The 19,668-nt window shown below is 48.3% G+C and carries 17 protein-coding genes; 5 read left to right on the top strand and 12 right to left on the bottom strand.

The genetic code is table 11. The annotated features are described in order from the left end of the window. Window position 1 precedes the first annotated feature (1 nt). The gene (locus K0504_RS05925; RefSeq protein WP_220103258.1) at window positions 2-1,384 is read left to right on the top strand and encodes a phosphohexomutase domain-containing protein; all 1,383 of its coding nucleotides are present in this window, start codon (window positions 2-4) and stop codon (window positions 1,382-1,384) included. Window positions 1,385-1,525: 141 nt separating this feature from the next. Here the strand turns inward: K0504_RS05925 and K0504_RS05920 are convergent, their stop codons facing one another. The 8 genes from K0504_RS05920 to K0504_RS05885 form a co-directional block, all read right to left on the bottom strand. Beyond that, window positions 1,526-1,969, bottom strand: a complete 444-nt coding sequence (locus K0504_RS05920; protein ID WP_220103257.1) for a CopD family protein — start codon at window positions 1,967-1,969, stop codon at window positions 1,526-1,528. A gap of 91 nt (window positions 1,970-2,060) precedes the next feature. Then, entirely contained in the window at window positions 2,061-2,933 is an 873-nt protein-coding gene (locus K0504_RS05915) for an urease accessory protein UreD (RefSeq protein WP_220103256.1), read from the bottom strand. Window positions 2,934-3,113: 180 nt separating this feature from the next. Then, the gene (gene urtE, locus K0504_RS05910) at window positions 3,114-3,821 is read right to left on the bottom strand and encodes an urea ABC transporter ATP-binding subunit UrtE (protein WP_220103255.1); all 708 of its coding nucleotides are present in this window, start codon (window positions 3,819-3,821) and stop codon (window positions 3,114-3,116) included. A gap of 15 nt (window positions 3,822-3,836) precedes the next feature. Further along, the gene (urtD, locus tag K0504_RS05905) at window positions 3,837-4,658 is read right to left on the bottom strand and encodes an urea ABC transporter ATP-binding protein UrtD (RefSeq protein ID WP_220103254.1); all 822 of its coding nucleotides are present in this window, start codon (window positions 4,656-4,658) and stop codon (window positions 3,837-3,839) included. Then, window positions 4,655-5,797 carry an urea ABC transporter permease subunit UrtC gene (gene urtC / locus K0504_RS05900; protein ID WP_220103253.1) on the bottom strand — a complete coding sequence of 381 codons (1,143 nt, stop codon included), beginning with the start codon at window positions 5,795-5,797 and terminating at the stop codon, window positions 4,655-4,657. The genes urtD and urtC overlap by 4 nt, the downstream gene beginning before the upstream one ends. Window positions 5,798-5,800: 3 nt before the next feature. Further along, window positions 5,801-7,405 (bottom strand): urea ABC transporter permease subunit UrtB, encoded by a 1,605-nt coding sequence (gene urtB / locus K0504_RS05895; RefSeq protein ID WP_220103252.1) that lies wholly within the window; start codon window positions 7,403-7,405, stop codon window positions 5,801-5,803. Between the two features lie 115 nt (window positions 7,406-7,520). Further along, the gene (gene urtA / locus K0504_RS05890; RefSeq protein ID WP_220103251.1) at window positions 7,521-8,801 is read right to left on the bottom strand and encodes an urea ABC transporter substrate-binding protein; all 1,281 of its coding nucleotides are present in this window, start codon (window positions 8,799-8,801) and stop codon (window positions 7,521-7,523) included. A 42-nt stretch (window positions 8,802-8,843) separates the two neighbouring features. Beyond that, on the bottom strand, window positions 8,844-9,842 hold the full coding sequence (locus K0504_RS05885) for an outer membrane beta-barrel protein (RefSeq protein ID WP_220103250.1): 999 nt from the start codon (window positions 9,840-9,842) through the stop codon (window positions 8,844-8,846). 251 nt (window positions 9,843-10,093) lie between these two features. Here K0504_RS05885 and K0504_RS05880 point away from each other — a divergent pair, with 251 nt between their 5' ends. Beyond that, window positions 10,094-13,513 (top strand): ATP-binding protein, encoded by a 3,420-nt coding sequence (locus tag K0504_RS05880; protein ID WP_225918000.1) that lies wholly within the window; start codon window positions 10,094-10,096, stop codon window positions 13,511-13,513. Beyond that, complete coding sequence (locus K0504_RS05875; protein WP_220103249.1) at window positions 13,491-14,393, top strand: DNA-binding response regulator; 903 nt, start codon at window positions 13,491-13,493, stop codon at window positions 14,391-14,393. The genes K0504_RS05880 and K0504_RS05875 overlap by 23 nt, the downstream gene beginning before the upstream one ends. 81 nt (window positions 14,394-14,474) lie before the next feature. Here the strand turns inward: K0504_RS05875 and K0504_RS05870 are convergent, their stop codons facing one another. Next, complete coding sequence (locus K0504_RS05870; RefSeq protein WP_220103248.1) at window positions 14,475-15,200, bottom strand: winged helix-turn-helix transcriptional regulator; 726 nt, start codon at window positions 15,198-15,200, stop codon at window positions 14,475-14,477. 192 nt (window positions 15,201-15,392) lie between these two features. On the opposite strand from K0504_RS05870, the gene K0504_RS05865 reads away from it, so the two are divergent. Continuing rightward, window positions 15,393-16,616, top strand: a complete 1,224-nt coding sequence (locus K0504_RS05865; RefSeq protein WP_220103247.1) for a vanadium-dependent haloperoxidase — start codon at window positions 15,393-15,395, stop codon at window positions 16,614-16,616. Window positions 16,617-17,104: 488 nt separating this feature from the next. After that, window positions 17,105-17,386: a hypothetical protein gene (locus K0504_RS05860; RefSeq protein ID WP_220103246.1), complete on the top strand. Its 282-nt coding sequence runs from the start codon at window positions 17,105-17,107 to the stop codon at window positions 17,384-17,386. A 350-nt stretch (window positions 17,387-17,736) separates the two neighbouring features. Here the strand turns inward: K0504_RS05860 and K0504_RS05855 are convergent, their stop codons facing one another. The 3 genes from K0504_RS05855 to K0504_RS05845 all read right to left on the bottom strand — a co-directional run bounded on the left by K0504_RS05855 (window position 17,737) and on the right by K0504_RS05845 (window position 19,569). Next, window positions 17,737-18,096: a nuclear transport factor 2 family protein gene (locus tag K0504_RS05855; RefSeq protein WP_220103245.1), complete on the bottom strand. Its 360-nt coding sequence runs from the start codon at window positions 18,094-18,096 to the stop codon at window positions 17,737-17,739. Between the two features lie 495 nt (window positions 18,097-18,591). Further along, window positions 18,592-18,987: a hypothetical protein gene (locus tag K0504_RS05850; protein WP_220103244.1), complete on the bottom strand. Its 396-nt coding sequence runs from the start codon at window positions 18,985-18,987 to the stop codon at window positions 18,592-18,594. A gap of 102 nt (window positions 18,988-19,089) precedes the next feature. Next, window positions 19,090-19,569: a hypothetical protein gene (locus K0504_RS05845; protein WP_220103243.1), complete on the bottom strand. Its 480-nt coding sequence runs from the start codon at window positions 19,567-19,569 to the stop codon at window positions 19,090-19,092. Window positions 19,570-19,668 lie beyond the last annotated feature (99 nt).

The raw sequence follows: 19,668 nt of genomic DNA, 5'->3' as shown, positions 1-19,668 counted from the left end.
TATGGCAGAGTTAACTTGTTTTAAAGCATATGATATTCGCGGCCAGCTGGGCACTCAGCTTGATGAGAAAATCGCCTATGACATTGGCCGCGCCTATGGTGAGTTCTTGCAGCCAGAAACCGTGGTCGTCGGCGGTGATGCGCGAGAAACCAGTGAAGCCTTAAAAAATGCCCTGGCTGAAGGCTTGATGGATGCAGGCACCAACATCATTGACCTAGGAATGACTGGCACCGAAGAAATCTACTTTGCCACATCCCACCTGGGCATTGATGGCGGCGTCGAAGTCACCGCCTCGCACAATCCTATTGACTACAACGGCATGAAGCTGGTGTGTCAGGGCAGCCGTCCTATCGGCAATAGTAATGGCCTCGCGGACATTAAGCGTATTGCTGGTGAAGCACCGTGGCGCAATGGCGACTTTAGCACCGAGCGACCCAAAGGCAGCTACGAGCAACGAAGCTTGCTGGGCGAGTACATCGCCCATTTATTGGGTTATATCAACATCGCCAAACTCAAGCCCCTCAAGCTGGTTGTGAATGCTGGTAATGGCGCTGCGGGTCATGTGGTCAATGCCCTTGAAGCCGTGTTTACCCAAGCACAAGTACCCGTCGAGCTGATAAAAATTCATAACGAGCCCGACCCAACATTCCCTCACGGTATTCCAAACCCATTGTTACCAGAGAATCGCGCTCATACTGCCGATGCAGTCAAAGCGCATGGTGCCGACATGGGCATTGCTTGGGATGGTGATTTTGACCGCTGTTTCTTGTTTGATGAGCGCGGCGAATTCATTGAGGGCTACTACATTGTTGGCCTGTTGGCGCAAGCATTTTTAGTGCAGCAACCGGGCTCTAAAATCATTCACGACCCACGTTTAACTTGGAACACCATCGATGTGGTAGAGCAAGCCGGCGGCCAGGCTATTATGAGCAAAACTGGCCATGCCTTTATCAAAGACATCATGCGCGCAGAAGATGCGGTATATGGTGGCGAGATGAGTGCGCACCACTACTTCCGCGACTTTGCATATTGTGACAGCGGCATGATCCCATGGTTGCTTGTGGCCGAGCTATTAACCACCACGGGCAAGCCGTTATCTGAATTGGTGAAAGAGCGGATTGCCGCGTATCCCTCATCCGGTGAAATTAACCAAACCTTAAGCGATCCCGATAGTGCCATTGCAGCGGTGTTAGCTAAGTACGAAGCCGACGCCTTGCTGGTTGACCGTACTGATGGCATTAGCGTGGAATTTGCTGACTGGCGCTTTAACTTACGCAAGTCTAACACCGAGCCTGTGGTGCGTTTGAATGTGGAAAGCCGCGCCGATATGGCGCTGATGCAGGCCAAAACGGACGAGCTGCTGGCCCTACTAAGCGCCAGCTAGTGTGACGATTGGTGCATGAAAAGCCGGCAACTTGCCGGCTTTTTTATTGGAATAAACAGCAGCCCAAAGGACAGATATAAGGCTATTTTTAGGTTTTTGGGCGTGTGCCTTTTGCGCAATAATTTCAGCTCACCCGAGCCACTAAAATAGCCATCCAGTGCGTATTGAAATGCCGACCACAACAAACAGAATGGATATCAGTGTTACCGGCACAATATGGAATGCCATATCAACCAGTTTGTCAGGGGTTAAATTTGGAATAACGCGAAAACGGGCATCAATTGCAAGCGCCAGCGTTAATCCTAACAAGGTTAGTTTCGCCATAATGATATGAGCGAGCGGGTTTGCAGGGTTAAACCAGCCGCCAATGTCTGGCACCAAGCGATATGCCAACATCAGGCCGGTAATGATTTGAACAATTAGCGCGGGCATGCCAACGCGCTCATAGGCCGTTTCAAAGTTTTGTAAATGAGCCACTGAACGTTGGCGCAGCGCCTTCGGCAAAATCACGGTCGCTAAAATAATATGGCCGCCAGTCCAAATGGTTGCAGCCAGCAAATGAAGTAGTAACAAAGTGCCATACATACAAAGAATCCCTTCGTAAATTCACATTAAGTGTGGAGGTATCATACGCGGGGCTTTGTTGCTATTACCATGCAAATTAAGTGTTGATGCCTTAGGTGTGCCAAATTCGCGGGACGCATGCGGGCTTATCAATGATTGATGGGCGCATGATTTGCCAACACTGGCGAAGCAACCGTTGCGCTTGCTCTGAGCAGTTGCCGAGATAGCGCACCAAAATTAAATCGAGGCGCTGGGTAATGCTGATGCAACGCTCTGATTCCACAACTGTCATTGCTTCGCGGAGTTGCTCAACTTGTCGCGCAGGATCCGCACATCCAAACGCAACTAAGGTGCCAGAAACAGTGCAATTATTATAACCCGCGAGTGCTTTGATGAGCGGATCTTTGGTGCCGAGGCGTTGCCGATCAAGCAGCAGAGGTGTGCCGTTGTGATACAAGTTAAAGCTTTGCTCAATGATCCCTTGTTCAAAAGGCAATCCACTGTGGCTGCGGCCTAAACAAAACACATCCATGCCAATAAAACGGGCTTCTCCGTACAGATTCACTTGCGTATTCAACAAACCATGGGCGCCATCAAAAACAATGGTTTCCATTGGCAGCCACTCACACAAGGCATTATCGACACTAATATCCACACGTTGTTTTTGTTGGATATTGGCAGAGTCAGCTTGATAGATTTTACCTGCCGACGGCGTGGTGATCAGTGCGTGTGATTGTGGTTGGCAATCAACTTGAATATGTAAATCATCACCGGAGACTAAACCGCCCGGAGGGTGCAGCAAATACACATGACAGGTGTCGCCTTCTGGATAGAACGGACGTTGAACACGGAGGGGGCCATAAAATTGCATTTGATGCATGCGGGTTTTGTCGCGGGCGTGATCAAAACCAAGCGCAATCCAAGCTGGCCAATGACGTTGACTCGAGTCGTTGCTGCTATGCACTTGTTTGAGAAATTCAGTCATAAATTTGTGGGTACATCCTGTCGTTGTTTTTACCGCTCTCTTTTCAACAAGTTCTGAGCTAACGGTTCGCTCTGGTTAACCCCAGCGCCTAAAATCGTGGCGCAGTTTCAACGCCGTTGTCTTGAGTGCCGTTGGTATTGAGCTTGTCGAAACATCAACGGAAGGCTCGCAATACATCCATTAAACCGTCAGGTATTGTTTTACTAGCTTGTCGTCCAAATCGCCAATAACACCATTGGCAACCTGGCGGCCTCGATCCATTAAACAGAAGTTATCAGCCACTTTACGAGCAAATGGCAATTTCTGCTCAACCAAGAGCACCGTCAGACCAATATCCTGATTGAGCTTACGAATAATGTCGCCAATCTCCGCCACAATGTTGGGCTGAATACCTTCGGTTGGTTCATCGAGGATCAACAACTCAGGCTTAATGGCTAGGGCTCGTCCAATGGCTAATTGTTGTTGCTGGCCGCCGGACAAATCGCCGCCTTTGCGTGCCAGCATTTGTTTCAAAACTGGAAACATATCAAAGATAAACGGCGGAATTTGGCGTTGCTTATCGGGGCGTGCGGGGAGGCCAATGCGGAGATTTTCTTCGACCGTTAACAGCGGAAAAATTTGCCTTCCTTGCGGCACATAACCGATACCCAGTGTTGCGCGGCGTTCGGAGGATAGCTTTTGTAAGCCCATGTCCTTGCCTCTGCCTCGATAAATCATTTCGCCGCTTTTGACTGGTAACAAGCCCATGATGCTTTGCAATAACGTGGTTTTACCAACGCCATTTCGGCCCATTAATACCGTGCATTTGCCTTGCTCGATCTCCAAATCAAGATCCCACAGGGTATGGCTTTGGCCATAGTATTGATTCAACTTCTTAATACTTAACATGCTGGTCACCCGCGATTACTCCCCTAAATACACTTGCACGACTTTCTTGTCACTTTGCACTTGATCCATGGTGCCCTCAGCGAGCACCGAACCTTGGTGTAGCACGGTGACTTGATTTGCCAGCGAGCGAACAAAATCCATGTCGTGCTCCACCAGAATGACGGTGTGCTCACCGGCTAACGAAGACAATAACTCGCCGGTTCGATCCATCTCTTGATGGGTCATGCCGGCAACGGGTTCATCAACGAGTAAAAGCTTGGGGTTCTGCATTAACAACATGCCAATTTCTAGCCACTGTTTCTGGCCGTGGGAGAGGGCGCCAGCGAGCAAGTTACGTTGCTGCTTAAGTCCAATCTGATTGAGAACGTGGTCAATGTGATCGAGTTGCGATGCACTGAACCGAGCCATCAACGTGGTAAATACGCCTTTGGCGCCGGCCATTGATAATTCCAAGTTGGCAAACACTGTTTGATGTTCAAACACTGTTGGTTTTTGAAATTTTCGACCAATACCCGCTTGGGCAATTTCCGGCTCGGACATTTCTAACAGATTGATTTTTTGGCCAAACCAAGCAGAACCAGAATCCGGTCGGGTTTTCCCCGTGATGATGTCCATCATGGTGGTTTTACCGGCGCCATTTGGCCCAATGATGCAACGCAGTTCACCTTCTTTGATATACAAGTTGAGGTTATTGATGGCTTTGAAACCATCAAAGCTGACACTGATGTCTTCTAAATAGAGTAGGTACCCCTTGCTGACATCTAATGCTGGGCTGGTGTTCGGCATCATGAAATCGAACACCTTTTCGCGATGTTGAAATTCTTCAATAAGCCTCATGCTTTAACTCCATCTTGCGGTAATTCTGGTTTAGGTGTGTCGTCGTCAGAGCCGCTACTGTTAGCAGGCGATTTACGTTGCAAGATCCCCATGACACCTTTCGGTAAGAACAGTGTCACCAGCACAAACATGGCGCCAAGGGTAAACAACCAAACTTCGGGTAGCGCCGCGGTTAAGTAGGTTTTTGCGTAGTTGACTGCCACTGCGCCAACGACGGCGCCGTAAAGCGTGGCGCGACCACCAAGGGCAACCCAAACCACTAACTCAATGGAGTTAAGGGGCGAGAATTCCGACGGGTTAATAATGCCAACCTGCGGGACGTACAGTGCTCCGGCAATGCCAGCCAGTACCGCTGACATCACAAAGATAAACAGTTTTACATTTTCAACTTTATAGCCAATAAAGCGGGTTCTCGATTCGGCATCGCGAATGGCCATTGCGACTCGACCTAAACGGCTTGTGACCACAAAGCGGCAGGCAATATAACTCAGTCCAAGCGCTACGGCTGAAGCGATATATAGCGCCACACGTGTCGCATTGGCTTGCAGATCAAAGCCTAAGATATCTTTGAAATCGGTCAGACCATTGTTGCCGCCAAATCCCATTTCGTTACGGAAAAAAGCCAGTAGTAAGGCGTAGGTTAGGGCTTGCGTAATAATCGATAGATAAACACCCGTCACGCGTGAGCGGAATGCTAACCAACCAAATACAAACGCCAGCAAACCAGGCACCAACACAATCATGAGTGCGGCATACCAAAACTGATCAAAGCCGTTCCAAAACCATGGCAATTCTTGCCAGTTAAGAAACACCATAAAATCAGGGAGGAGGGGATCGCCATACACGCCGCGATCACCAATTTGACGCATCAAATACATGCCCATGGCATAACCGCCTAATGCAAAAAATGCGGCATGACCAAGGCTCAAGATCCCCAAATAACCCCAGACTAAATCCACGGCAACGGCTAGCAAGGCATAGCACAGGTACTTGCCCATTAAGGTCATGGTGTACGTCGATACATGCAACGGGTTTGAGCTATCCAGCGTATTAAGCAGCGGCACCGCCGCCGCAATGGCGATGAGCACGGCAAGAAAACGCACGGTGCTTTTATCGAAAATTCCTTGATATGTTGTCATGGATTAACCCTCAGCCGAACGGCCTTTCTGAGGGAACAATCCGCGCGGCCGTTTTTGAATAAATAGAATGATGAATACCAGCACCAAGATTTTTGCCAGCACAGCACCGGCCCATGGCTCCATAATTTTGTTCGCAACACCTAGCGACAATCCTGCGACTAAGGTGCCCCATAAGTTGCCGACGCCACCAAACACCACCACCATAAATGAATCGATGATGTAAGCCTGTCCCAAGTTTGGCCCGACGTTAGTGAGCTGGCTTAATGCCACACCTGCCACACCAGCAATGCCGGAACCGAGTCCAAAGGTCATGGCATCCACCCATTCTGAGCGAACCCCCATGGCTCTGGCCATAGCCCGGTTTTGGGCCACTGCACGCACTTCAATTCCGAGCCGGGTATAGCGCAGCAGCATGAACAACAGCGCAAAAACAATCAGGCAGAACGCAATAATGTAGAGGCGATTTAAGGTAAGGCTGAGCACCGGATTAATCTCAATCACGCCACTCATGAATTCAGGTGTTGCAACCGAGCGGTTTAGCGGAGAAAAAACAGAACGAACCGCTTGTTGCAAGATTAAGCTGATGCCAAAGGTTGCCAATAATGTTTCGAGCGGGCGACCGTACAAAAACCGAATAACGCCGCGCTCAATCATGATCCCGGCTATTGCTGAAACTAAAAATGCGGCTGGAATCGACACTAAAATGGACAGGGCAATATTGTTCGGCATCAGCAACTGAACCACATAGGTGGTGTAGGCGCCGAGCATGATCAACTCGCCGTGCGCCATGTTAATGACGCCCATCACGCCAAACGTAATGGCCAAACCGATGGCGGCCAATACCAATACTGAACCAAGGCTTAAACCAAAAAATAAGGTCTCGGCATGGCCGGCCCATTTGCGTCTTTCGTCAATGCTGCGCAAACCTTTATTGGCTTTAAATTTAAGCGACGCATTATCTGTTTCGTCAACAAACTGCTGTAAGGCATTGCGGGCAGCAGGTTGCAAGCTTTCTGACAACAACTCAATGGCATTAATTTGGCTGGCTTTATCGCTGTCTTGGCTATTTAAATCGGTAACGGCGAGCGCAACATCAATGAGCGATTTAACGCGATCGTCAGACTCCGTTTGCTGACGTTCTAATAAGGTTTGGTAGAGCACAGGGTTGAGCTTGCCAATCAGTTGATTAACCGCTTCAAGTCGCAATACAGGATCGTTTGAGTTGAGTTTTAGCGATGCAATGGCTGACTTTAAACTAGCGCGGAGCTTATTGTTAATTCGAACTTTTTTGATTTTTCGTTTGCTGACGGTCTGGGCGCTATCACCTGAGTCATCAAACAAATTGACGATAATGAGCTGTTTATCTTCCTTACCTTGAATGGTTACCAACTCATTGGATTTTTTGTGGCGGTATATCTCGCCATTTAACAGCAGATTCAGGATCAATTCTGCGTTGTCATCACCACTGGCTGCAATCGTAGCAATGCCCTGTTCAATATGGCTGAAGTCCTTGGATTTTAATTGTTCTAGGCCTTGCTCAAGCGTTGCGGCATGGGTGGTCAATGCGCAAGCGAGTAGCAAAAAGCTCCAAAGTACCCGAGCTATCATTTGCGTTCCTCCAGAACTGCTAAAAGGAAAAAGGATGGCCCCCCAAAAGAGAGGCCATCAATCCAGGTGTACACTTAACGTGTGGTACTGCTTTGTTGGGAGAAAACTAGCAAAATTAGTAGTTCTGACCCGAACACTTCGATGTCTTAACGTTGTAGTTGCCGCAAGACAGTGGTGCGCGCCAGTCTGAAATCAAATCTTTAGAACCTTGCAGGTAGTCAGACCATGCATCACCAGCGACCAGACCAGAGGTCTTCCAAACGGTCTCAAATTGGCCGTCATCTTGAATCTCACCGATCAACACGGGTTTGGTAATGTGGTGATTTGGCATCATGGCTGAATAGCCGCCGGTGAGGTTGGGTACACTTACGCCAATCAGCGCATCGCCTACCACGCTTGGATCCGTGGTGCCGGCTTTCTCAACGGCCTCAACCCACATGTTGAAACCAATGTAATGGGCTTCCATTGGATCATTAGTGACGCGATCTTCGTCTTTGATGAAGGCGTGCCATGCATCGATGAACTCGTCGTTAACGTCCGACTCAACGCTCATGAAGTAGTTCCACGCCGCAAGGTGGCCCACTAGCGGCTTGGTATCGATACCTGATAACTCTTCTTCACCAACCGAGAACGCCACCACAGGGATCTCATCTGCGCTGATGCCTTGGTTACCCAGCTCTTTGTAGAACGGCACGTTGGCGTCACCGTTAATGGTGGAGACCACTGCCGTTTTTTGGCCTTTCGAGCCGAATTTCTTGATGTCAGAAACGATCGACTGCCAATCAGAATGACCAAACGGGGTGTAGTTGATCATGATGTCTGAAGCCGCTACGCCTTTGGCTTTTAAGTAAGCTTCGAGGATCTTGTTGGTGGTTCGTGGGTACACATAGTCAGTACCGGCCAGAACCCAACGTTTAACGCCTTGATCCATCAAGTAGTCAACCGCAGGGATCGCCTGTTGGTTTGGCGCAGCACCCGTGTAGAACACGTTTTTCGATGACTCTTCACCTTCGTACTGAACGGGGTAGAACAGTAAGCTATCAAGCTCTTCAAATACGGGTAATACCGATTTACGTGATACCGATGTCCAGCAACCGAACACCGCATCAACATCTTTTTTCTCAATCAGTTCGCGGGCTTTTTCCGCAAACAGTGGCCAGTTAGAGGCGGGGTCAACAACCACGGCTTCAAGCTTCTTACCGAGCAAGCCACCTTTTTTGTTTTGCTCATCAATCAGCATCAACATGGTGTCTTTTAGGGTTGTTTCGCTGATGGCCATGGTGCCCGACAGTGAGTGCAGTACGCCCACTTTAATGGTGTCATCTGCTGCCATCGCTTGGGTGGCGCTCATGCTGCCGGCAATGGCCGCAGCTAACATTATTTTTTTCAGGTTCATCGTTATTTATCCTTGTTTAACGAGCATATTTGAACGAGTCATTTAGAAGGTCAGCAGTGCTTCAAGTGCAAAACTGTCGGTATCAACGTCGGTGGCGTCGTCGGTATCCATACGGTATTCAGCAACAATCAGCAGGTAGTCATTGATGGCATAGCTTGGCGAGATGGTGACACCGCTAATGTCTTCAACAGTGGCGCCTGATCCGTCTTCAACTTCCCAAGCGTGGTAACGCAGAGTGATACCGGCTTGTTCAAAGGCATAATTGGCCATAAACAAGTAACCATCGGCTTCTGCACCAACGCCGCCAACAGCGGTTGCCGCGTAAGTTTCTTCAGACGTGTTGTATTCCGCAGCGAGTGTGATTGGGCCTTCGGCATAGCTGGCCCAAACGTTGACCATGCTAATGTCTTCGCCAGTATCATCGTTCTTATCCGCCAGATAAAAACCTTTCACCGTCACTGATTCAATTGGGTTGAACGCCAGCATGGTTTCAATTGCTGGGTTTGAGAAATCGCTGCCATCGCCTTTTAGGTTGCCGGTATCTGCAACCACAGATACGGCTGCGCTAAACATGTCACCGGTATACAAACCGGAAACACCTTGTTGATATGCGCCGTAGAAGTATTTGCCATAGCCGGTACCGGAATATTGGAACAAACCTGTTGGATCTTCGGTTTCCCAACCGGAGTAACTTAAGAAGCGACCGGCTTTGGCTGAGAATTTGTCGTTGAAGGCATAGTTGATGGTCATTTGCTCAAGGTGCATTTCTTCGCCATCACCATTGTCATGCCATTCGATATCGGCATGGGTGCTGAGTTGGTCAGTAAAGGCGAAACCTAGTTGCACTTCAGCCTGATCAAGTGCTGCACTTGAATCTGAGCTGCCATCATCTGGATCTTCGTAGTAGTAAGACATGTCTACAAAGCCAGAGATGCTGAATTTGTCGAATTGAGCTGCAAGTTCGTCGGCGGTAAGGGCGTTGGCCATTGGGCTCGCCATCAGTACTGCCAGTGCTAGTGCGTTCTTGTGAAAGCCTTTCATCACGCTATTTCTCCTGAAAAATGTTATGTTGATATTTCGTTAAAACCTTCGCAGTGTGTTTTTGTCGCTAACGTTTCAGGCTCAGGCGACGCTTGGAAAATCCCTGTTTGCGATCCTGCAACGTTGGCTTGTAGCTACTATCCGGGGAATCAAGAAAACGGCCAATGAGGTGATTAGCGCATAGGCCTACGTCAAATAACGCATGTTCGGAAAAAGGCTGACTCAATAAACTAGGAAAACGAAGTTCACCTATGCAGCAAAAAGTGCCGCAGGAAGCAAATCTGCCAAGCGCAGGGCAGCTCGCCAAAAGTATGCAGAAAGTCCTTGTTACTCGCCGTATCTACAACAAATTCGTCTGTAATGAGATGCAAGAAGACTTTGCCTTGCGCTTTACCGCGAAGCGCGCGCGAAAATGGTCGTCAGCGTGGATTGCCAACACCGCCCTAGGCACAGTGTCGTTTTTGGTGCTCGAAGCACTTGGTGGCGCAATCACCCTGAATTACGGTGTCACCAATGCGTTATGGGCCATTTTAGCCGTTGCATGTGTGGTGTTTATCAGCGGCTTACCCATTAGCTATTACGCCGCTAAATATGGTGTTGATGTCGATTTATTAAGCCGTGGTGCGGGGTTTGGTTATATTGGCTCCACTGTCGTTTCGTTAATTTACGCCTCCTTTACCTTCATCTTCTTTGCCTTAGAAGCAGCCATCATGTCGATGGCCTTGCAGTTATTGCTCGGGATCCCATTAGTCGTGGGTTACATCATCAGCACTGTGGTTGTGATCCCGCTGGTGATGCACGGCATTAGCCGTATTGGTAAGTTCCAATTGTGGACACAACCATTGTGGTTGTTGATGCAACTGGTGCCGTTGTTTTACGTCTTCAGCCACCCAGACAGTCGAGTTGACGAGTGGTTATCGTTCGCCGGTGTTGATGGCGTTGATGGCAATAGTTTTGATTTGCTGATGTTTGGCGCGGCTTCGGCAGTATTGCTATCGGTCGTGGCACAAATAGGCGAGCAGGTCGACTTTCTGCGGTTTTTGCCGCCGCCAGAAAAAACGACCAAATTGAAGTGGTGGAGCGCGGTGATTTTGGGCGGCCCTGGCTGGATGTTTGTGGGCGCGGCAAAACTGGTGCTGGGCAGTTTTCTGGCGTATCTAGCCGTAAAACACGGCGTTGCCGTAGCGGTAGCCGACGATCCGGCGCATATGTATCAAGTGGTGTTTAGCTACGTCACCGACAACCCGAGAGTGAGCGTATTGCTGGCGGCGATTTTTGTCATTGTTTCGCAGCTAAAAATCAACGTCGCCAACGCCTATGCAGGCTCGTTAGCGTGGTCGAATTTCTTTTCTCGTTTAACCCACAGTCATCCAGGCCGAGTGGTGTGGATGTTCTTCAATGTCACCATTGCTTTGTTGTTGATGGAGCTGGGTGTTTATCAAGCCATTGAAAGTATGCTGCAGGTTTATTCCGTGTTGGTGTTGGCTTGGATCGGCACGTTGGTTGCCGATCTCATCATCAATAAACCGCTGGGACTAAGCCCAAAGCACATCGAATTCAAGCGCTCGCAACTGTATGACATCAATCCGGTTGGCCTCGGCTCCATGCTTATCGCATCTACCATTGGCTTTATGGCGCACATGGATTTCTTCGGTGAGATCTGCAAAGCGTTGGCGTCGTACATGGCGTTCGCATTACCGTTTATTACCGCCCCAGCCATTGCCTACTGGACCAAAGGGCGATTCTATTTGGTTCGTGCGGCTCAACCAATTGATCAGCCCGAAAGCACTTGTAGCATCTGTGAAATGGAATTTGAGCACGAAGACATGGCGTGGTGCCCAGCATACGCAGGGCCAATCTGCTCGTTGTGCTGTTCGCTGGACGTTCGCTGTGGCGATAAATGTCGCCCCAAAGCCACCATAGGTGCCCAGTTCAAGCGCTGGTTGAGCCCTTATTTAAATCCCGCTTGGATGACTCATCTGTCGTCTTCGCTGGGCCAATTTATGTTGGTGATGATCACCATCAGCACCATTATGGCGGTGATCTTAACGCTGGCTTACGCGCAGTTACCCTATGAGGCCGATTACGTCTCCGACCCAGTTTTTTGGGGTTTTGTAAAAGCATTCTTCTTGTTGTTAATCTTAATTGGTGTGGTCAGTTGGCTATTTGTACTGGCGCGCTCCAGTGGACTGGTGGCCATGAAAGAAGTGCAGTCGCACGCTCGTTTGCTGACCGAAGAAGTCGAAGCCCACCAAGAAACGCACAAAGCGCTGCAACACGCCAAAGAGTTAGCTGAAACCGCCAACCAAGCTAAAAGCCGGTACTTGGCGGGGATCAGTCACGAGCTTCGTACGCCACTGAATATTTTGCTCGGTTATGCCCAGTTGCTATGTAACGACGATGAGCTGACCCAACAAAAACGCGATTATGCCCATATTTTAAAACGCAGCGGCGAACACTTATCTGACTTGCTCGAAGGCTTATTGGAAATCTCTAAGATTGAAGCCGGCCGGCTTGAACTTGCGCGCGATGAATTCAACGTGCGCGCACTGCTCACCCAGCTTGTCGACATGTTTCAGCTACAAGCGCAGCGCAAAGGCATTAATTTTACGGCTGAGATCAGCGATCGACTACCAGCCTACGTGGCGGCGGACAAAAAGCGGCTGCGCCAAATTCTTATTAATTTACTCAATAACGCTATCAAGTTTACCTCCAAGGGCAGCGTGACATTGAGCGTTAGCTTCAGAAGCGATGTGGCTCGGTTTAGCGTCTCTGATACCGGTATTGGCATTGGCAAGCAAGACGTTGAACGGATCTTCAAACCCTTTGAGCGCGGCGAAGCCTCATCGGCAAAAGGGATCCGTGGTACCGGCCTTGGCCTGACCATTTCCAACAGCTTGGCTGAGTTGATGGGCGGCGAGATCCGCTGTGACACGCAATTAGGGCAGGGCAGTACCTTTACCCTCAGCCTGATGTTGGCGGAAGTACAACAACCTGAATCCAGCGCTGAAATTCATCATGCGAAAGTCCTCGGGTACCAAGGTGGGCCATTTAAAATTATGGTGGTGGATGATGAACCTGCTCAGCGTGAAATGCTGCACCACATGCTGACCCCGTTAGGCTTCAACATTCATCAAGCGGCCGATGCAAGCGACTGCATCAGTCAAACCCAATCAAGTGCGTTTGACTTGTATTTGCTCGATATCCAAATGCCCGGTATGTCGGGCTGGCAATTGGCTGAACAGCTTCGCGCCGCGAGTGTCACTGCGCCCATTGTGATGTTTTCTGCCAATACCCTAGAAATGGAACAAAAAAGCATTGTTGCGCAATTACATGACGACTACATCACCAAACCTGTTGCTCTTGAGACCTTGCTAGAAACGCTAGAAAAACATCTCAAATTGAGCTGGGATTTTGCCGATGACGAAGCAACCGAGTTGATCACCAGAGGTGACCAAATCCCCACCGCTGATGTGTTGCTGCAATTAAAAAGTTGGGCGGAGATTGGTTACATGAGCGCCTTTAGTCAGAAATTCCACGAACTGGAGCAAGACAATCGTATCTGCGGCCAGTTTATTGAACGCCTGGGTACTGATTTGAAGCAGTGCAATTTCGTTAATATCACTCACTACTTAGATACCTTGATTCATGAACCTAGCTCAAACAAATAGCACGATTGTTCTGGTTGTTGATGATTCGCCAGAGTCCTTAGGGATGCTCAACGTCACGTTGAACAATGCCGGTCTAACGGTGTTGGTTGCACTTAATGGCCTGCAAGCGCTCACCATTATTGAGCGCGTGACGCCGGACGTTGTCTTGATGGATGCGGTGATGCCGGAAATGGACGGTTTTGATACGTGCTTGCAACTTAAAACTAAGCTGCCGCAAACGCCTGTTATTTTCATGACCGGTTTAACCGACTCCGAGCACGTGTTGAAAGGGTTTGAAGTGGGCGGAGTAGATTATGTCACTAAGCCCATTGTGCCCGACGAAGTGCTCGCGCGTATTCGCGTCCATTGCCAAAATGCCAAGCTGGCCGAAACAGCACAAGCCGCCCTCGATTACAGCGGGCAATATGTGTTTTGTGTTGATAATCAGGGGCTGTTGCAATGGGCTACGCCACACACCCATGAATTGGTGGGCGCATTAACTGAACAGTCAGAAACAACGTGGCAAAAAATACAGAGCCAGTTGTCGCCTTGGCTGAGTCAGCCTGATAAAACCATCGGCCTCGATCTGTTGGCCTTTGATCCACCACTTAAGGCCTACCATTCGGGTGAGCACGAAGGCGTATATCAACTGATTCGCTTAGTCACGCCCAAGAAAACAAAAACCGCAGAAGCGCTGCAAGAAGAGCTGGGGCTAACCAAACGCGAATCTCAGGTGATGTACTGGGTGTCGTTTGGCAAAACCAACTGGGAAGTGGCGCAAATCTTATCGATGAGCCCCCGTACCGTAAACAAACACCTCGAACAAATTTTCAAAAAGCTCAATGTAGATAACCGAACGTCAGCATCGGCCATTTCGATTCGGGTACTTGAAGCGGTTTAACCAAAGAGTAGAGCTGGCAAAAGTAAGCGTGTTGTAAGCGACAACAGTGGCCGAGAATGCCACGCCTTAGCGGCGCTGGTATCAGCCTACTCTCAGCGCTTTAGGTTGCTTTTTAATATCGGCCACAACACTTCTACCCATCCACAGCTTGGTTAATTTCAAATAGGGTTCTGAGCCGCGCAATGTTAGTTGGTGGCTTTTAACTGCGTCATCAAAATCATCCCAGCCCATGTAAACTTTGGTGAGTACTTCGGCTGTTGCTTCTATTTGAACATCAATATCAAAGTCGTTATCTAAGGTGCATAAATCAACCTTATTATCTTGAAAGACGAGCCATGCATGTTGGAATTTGAGCTTCTGATCGGGCATGAAAAACTCAACCACAAAAGGGTTGGGTAAATCAGGATGAGGCTTCGCGCTGCGCCGAATATTCCACATCAAATTATCTGCATCAATATCCACGAGCGAAGGCTCTATACTCATCCACTCTTGGCTCCAGCAGCCCATACTGGCAACCACGTTTCCTAAGCCTTTGCCTGCTTTGGTCAACTCATATTGATCGTAACCTGATGGGGATGTTTGTTTGGTGATGATGCCACGGCTAACAAATTCTTTTAAACGCTGAGACAACAACGAACGCGACATTTTTGATACGCCTCGACTAATGTCATTAAACGATGTTGCACCGGCAATCAGCTCACGCAGAATCAACATGGACCACCTAACACAAAGAAATTCTGCAGCCATGGCCATTGGGCAGGCCTGACCGTAACTCCCTCGACGCCGCCCAGTTTGTTGTGTGTTCATACATCACCTTACTTTTAGGTTGCTAGCTTCAAGCTAACACGGCTACTTTCTAAACGGCAGTACAAAAAGTGTACTAGTTACATTGAAGCCAATCGATAAACATGGAGCTGCGTTGTTCAAAGTTAAGTGGTGAACGCGCCACATAAAAATACGTGCAAGCGTGTCAATCCATTCATGATGAAGGATTAGAAGATGATCAACATTAAATTGAGAGCAGCCCAAGTAATAAAGGCCTTGGTTGTTAGTTTGGCGATACATTCATCCGCCGTGGCCGATCCAATAGTGGATTGGAATGGTCATGCGTTACAAATCGTCAGCGATGCCAAACTTAGCCCTGGTGCGGGGCACAAAGTACTGGCGATTGTCCATGTCAGTATGTATCAAGCAACCAATGCGATTAGCCAAAAGTACCCGCCAAACGAGTTAAGTGTAACCAGCAATCCGCAAGCCTCTATAGACGCCGCAATTGCTAGCGCAGCCTATGTGAGTTTGCTATCGAACATCCCCGATAAGCGTTCAGACATCGAATCGATCTATAAAACAATGCTAAGTACCATTGCTAATGGCAAAGCCAAAAATAGCGGCGTGGCACTAGGTGAATTAGCGGCTAACAAAGTGTTTGCCCATAGAGCACACGACAATGTGCCGAAAGAAAGTTATAGGCCTCACACCAGCCCAGGGAAATACGTACCAACAACAATGCCTGCGGCGCCTACTTGGGCGCAACGGCAACCTTGGTTACTCCGCAACGCCTCGCAGTTTCGCTCAGAGCCACCGCCAGATCTTGCTAGCGATACTTGGTTGAGAGATTTCAACGAAGTGAAAGCCATTGGTGAAAAAAATAGTGCAGTAAGGAGCCCAGAACAAACCGCCATTGCCTATTTTTGGCAAGCCACGTTACCGCCGTTGTATCACGGAATCATTCGATCGGTAGCGACCCAACCTCACCGAGACGTGACCCAAAATGCGCGCTTATTTGCTGCCGTCACCACAGGGATCGATGATGCTGTCATCGCGGTATTTGACGGTAAATACCATTACAATTTTTGGCGGCCGATCACGGCAATTCGTAATGCTGATATCGATGGCCATCCAAAGACATTACGGGCCGCGAGCTGGGCACCGTTGATACCCACCCCAATGCATCCAGAATACCCATGTGCGCATTGCACGGTGGCAGCAACGCTTGGCAACATCATTAAAGCGGATGTGGCAGAACAAAGCATGCCGCGTCTTACAACCACCAGTGCAACCGCAAATGGAACAAGCCGCTCCTGGACGAGCGTTGATGAATTTATACAAGAAGTATCAGACGCAAGAATATATGACGGCGTGCATTATCGCTCTTCAACTGAGGCAGGTAACTTACTCGGCGAGAAGGTGGCAGCCATCACGGTTCAATACTATTACCCCTAACGGCCAGCGGGGCTATGAGAGAGGTTGCCAATGGCCACAATTGCCTGCCCCGACGTTGGTTCTGCCGCCGGTTTGCCATTTCCCTACCGAGCATTTATTTCTGACATTGAAGAGCCTCAGTGAGCGACCATTGGCAAGCAAGTGTCGGCGGTTGACCTTGCAGATATACGCGGGTTTTGGTTATCCGCATGACTTGTTTGCGCTGTTGGAGCCTTGCGTCAGTTTAGGAGTGCGCATTGATGTTACCTAACCCCTAGAAGGTTGGGCTAAGTCCCCAGAGAGTTAAATCGTTTGTTGTAGAGTAAAAGGCATTGATTTTTAAGTAAATCATGTAAGATAGCGACATCACGCATGAGGTTTTTGTTGGTTAATCTTTGAGAAATGAATTAGCTCAAATCTCCTCGTGTGGGTCTATCCTATTGAAAGGAATCACCATTGTGATCGGGTTCCTTAGATTTAGGTGTTGTATTCGCAAGGAGCGTCAAGCATTGTTAAATAAATTACTTCCGATTTCGCTGATCGTCTTATTATCAGCATGTAATGCAAGTCAACCACCACCATATCAAAAAGATCGAAAACCTGAAGATCGAGATCAATATAGCGGTGCCGAAGGGTTAACCCAGCAGCAGAAAGATCAATCGTATCTAATGAGCAAAGAACTATCTGACAAATGTACAGCGGCTAAAATAGATTTGGCGATTGCTGAAAAAGATAAAAATACAAGTGAAATAACAAAGCAGAATGATCTAATTAGCCGTAACTGCATATAAATCATGGTCTTCTGTCAAGTTAATTAAGCTACGCTTTTATTCCAAGCCTCACCGTCTTTTCATCATAGCCTTGAGGATCACAATCAACTTCCTCATGCGGGGCACAACGGCAACTTTAGGTGTTTTGCCAGTAGACTGGCTCTGCTGGCAAAATACCTTTTTAGCCATGCGTTAGGACAACGCGTAAGCACTAAACGTGGGAACGAAGCGTAAGCTAAACCAACTACCGTCGGCGCTTTTTGAACCCGTTATGCAATGAAGCCTGAGCATGGCAACCCCTTTACGGATGCATTATCACGGCTTATTAACGCTAGCAGGCAGCAGAAACAACGTTGGGGCAGGCAATAAAACTAAGTTTCAGGAATGGGCAACCCGTGTTGCTTTAGGAATGACAACTTGTCCCAATATCCCCGTTGAAATGAAATTTTGTTGTGCTCTATTTTGAAGAAACCACAACCACGCAAACCGACAGGATCTTTCCACTCGAGGATGGCCCATTCGCCATCTTGAAAGATATTCTCAACAATACAAACCATGTCTGCCGCCGCGAACTCTTGTTGAAACATTAAGCGAATCGCTTCCTTGCCAAAAACTTCCTGATTGGCAACTTGATGATTAACAGCATCATCAGTGTAAAACTCAGCAATAGCGTTGGCATCTCCGTTATTGAACGCTTCTACCCATGCCTCAACAACGTGTCTGGGTTCCATCGTGTTTCTCCTTATTTGTGAGCTGTTTAAGCCTAATGTGGCAGTCACAAATTACGCCGAATAATAGAGCAGGGCAATGACGTTAAGTCGGGCGAAAGATCACCGTTGTCACCATAGCCCGTTTATAGCTGCTTTGTTATGTAACCTTGAACTAGCTCCATCTTATGAGGCCGATTATTGCGGAGCTAGCATAGAAGAATTGCAACGCAAAAAATGCCCAACGCTTGTCTAAATAACCCCAAGCAGCAAACAAAAGAGCTGACACCAATAACAAACTAAACCCAAGGATCTCGTTGCCAGTATTTGAAGCAATCAGAAGTGCATAGATCATGGCCAATACAGAGCCTGACACTTCAAAGATGGTGACTAAATGGTTTTTACTCAACACGTTATCCATTCGAAACGTTTAGGGTTGATCGGCGCTAAGTTAGAGGGCGAATAGTAATATGGCCCCTTGACCCGAACGCCGAGGCAATGTCTTGTTAAGTGCGCTTGCTAATAAGACACTTTTGCCTTGTTGCTAAGCCGGTCTTTGAATACTGGATAAAGGTTGTATGTTGGATAGAACTCAACCGTAAACGCTTTCCAAGCGGTTTTCTCTACTGCCAAATTGACCTCTCGAAGCTTATGGGCAGGAACCTCCAACGTAACCACTTGGCCAATGCCCATCATCACGTACCAGCTCACAACAGAGACTCCTTTGGGCGGGAATTTTTCGAAAAACCCTTGGTCTGCCAAAATTTTCTGAAACTCTTCAAAGTTGTTACTTTGGTTATGCTTCAGAACAACAGTAAGCAATATGGAGTCTGACGGCTGTTCATCCAACTCCGGCGCAGCAAGCACCGTTGAGCTAAAAATTAGCAACATGAAGATCATTGATAGTTTGAACATAGTGTTTCCTTGTCGTTGTGAGTACTTAGAGTCTTGCTAACGGGCGAGCGTTAGCGAGTCCGAGCCAGCGTTTTTCGCAGGCGTTTTTTGTTGAGTAACTTGTTATTTGCACACTTCGCTAACGACATCAACCACATCACTTACTTTATTACAGTCATAGCTTAAGTGTTCAGCACGGTATTCCTCTGTTTTAGCCAGCAACGAACTAAATAATTTACCTGAAGTGGATTGCTTGAGAAGAGACATTAAGGATACTGAAACAGTAAAATTCTCTTTGTGAATCTCATCTGGTTGAACTGTCATTGAGCCGAGCAACATACTGTTTAAAATAAACATTGAGGCAATGTCATATTTCTTAGTTGAATCGAGGTCGCACATCGAAAACCGGGCATAGCGGTTCGACATGGTTATGAGTAACTTGGCAGTTGCACTGTGATTAAGCTTGCGGCTCATTACCTCGTTTTGCTCTGATCCATTGGCCGAGATTTCTTCACTTTGTGTAAGCTCGTCAACATGCAGAACAACACAAAATCCGAACCCGAGAGCGAAAACTGATAAGTACTTCATCCATGACTTGAACATTCACAACTCTCCATTGTGCAAATAGACATCATGATTCCCTGAGGCGAAGTGTCGATCTCCTGCGGTTTATCGTGGGTTAGTCGAACCAGAGCCACACTG

The organism is Neiella holothuriorum (genome assembly GCF_019457915.1).
In the GTDB taxonomy this organism is placed as follows: domain Bacteria; phylum Pseudomonadota; class Gammaproteobacteria; order Enterobacterales; family Neiellaceae; genus Neiella; species Neiella holothuriorum.
Note: the sequence above shows the minus strand (reverse complement) of the source record. Positions and strands in the feature narration are given on the sequence as shown.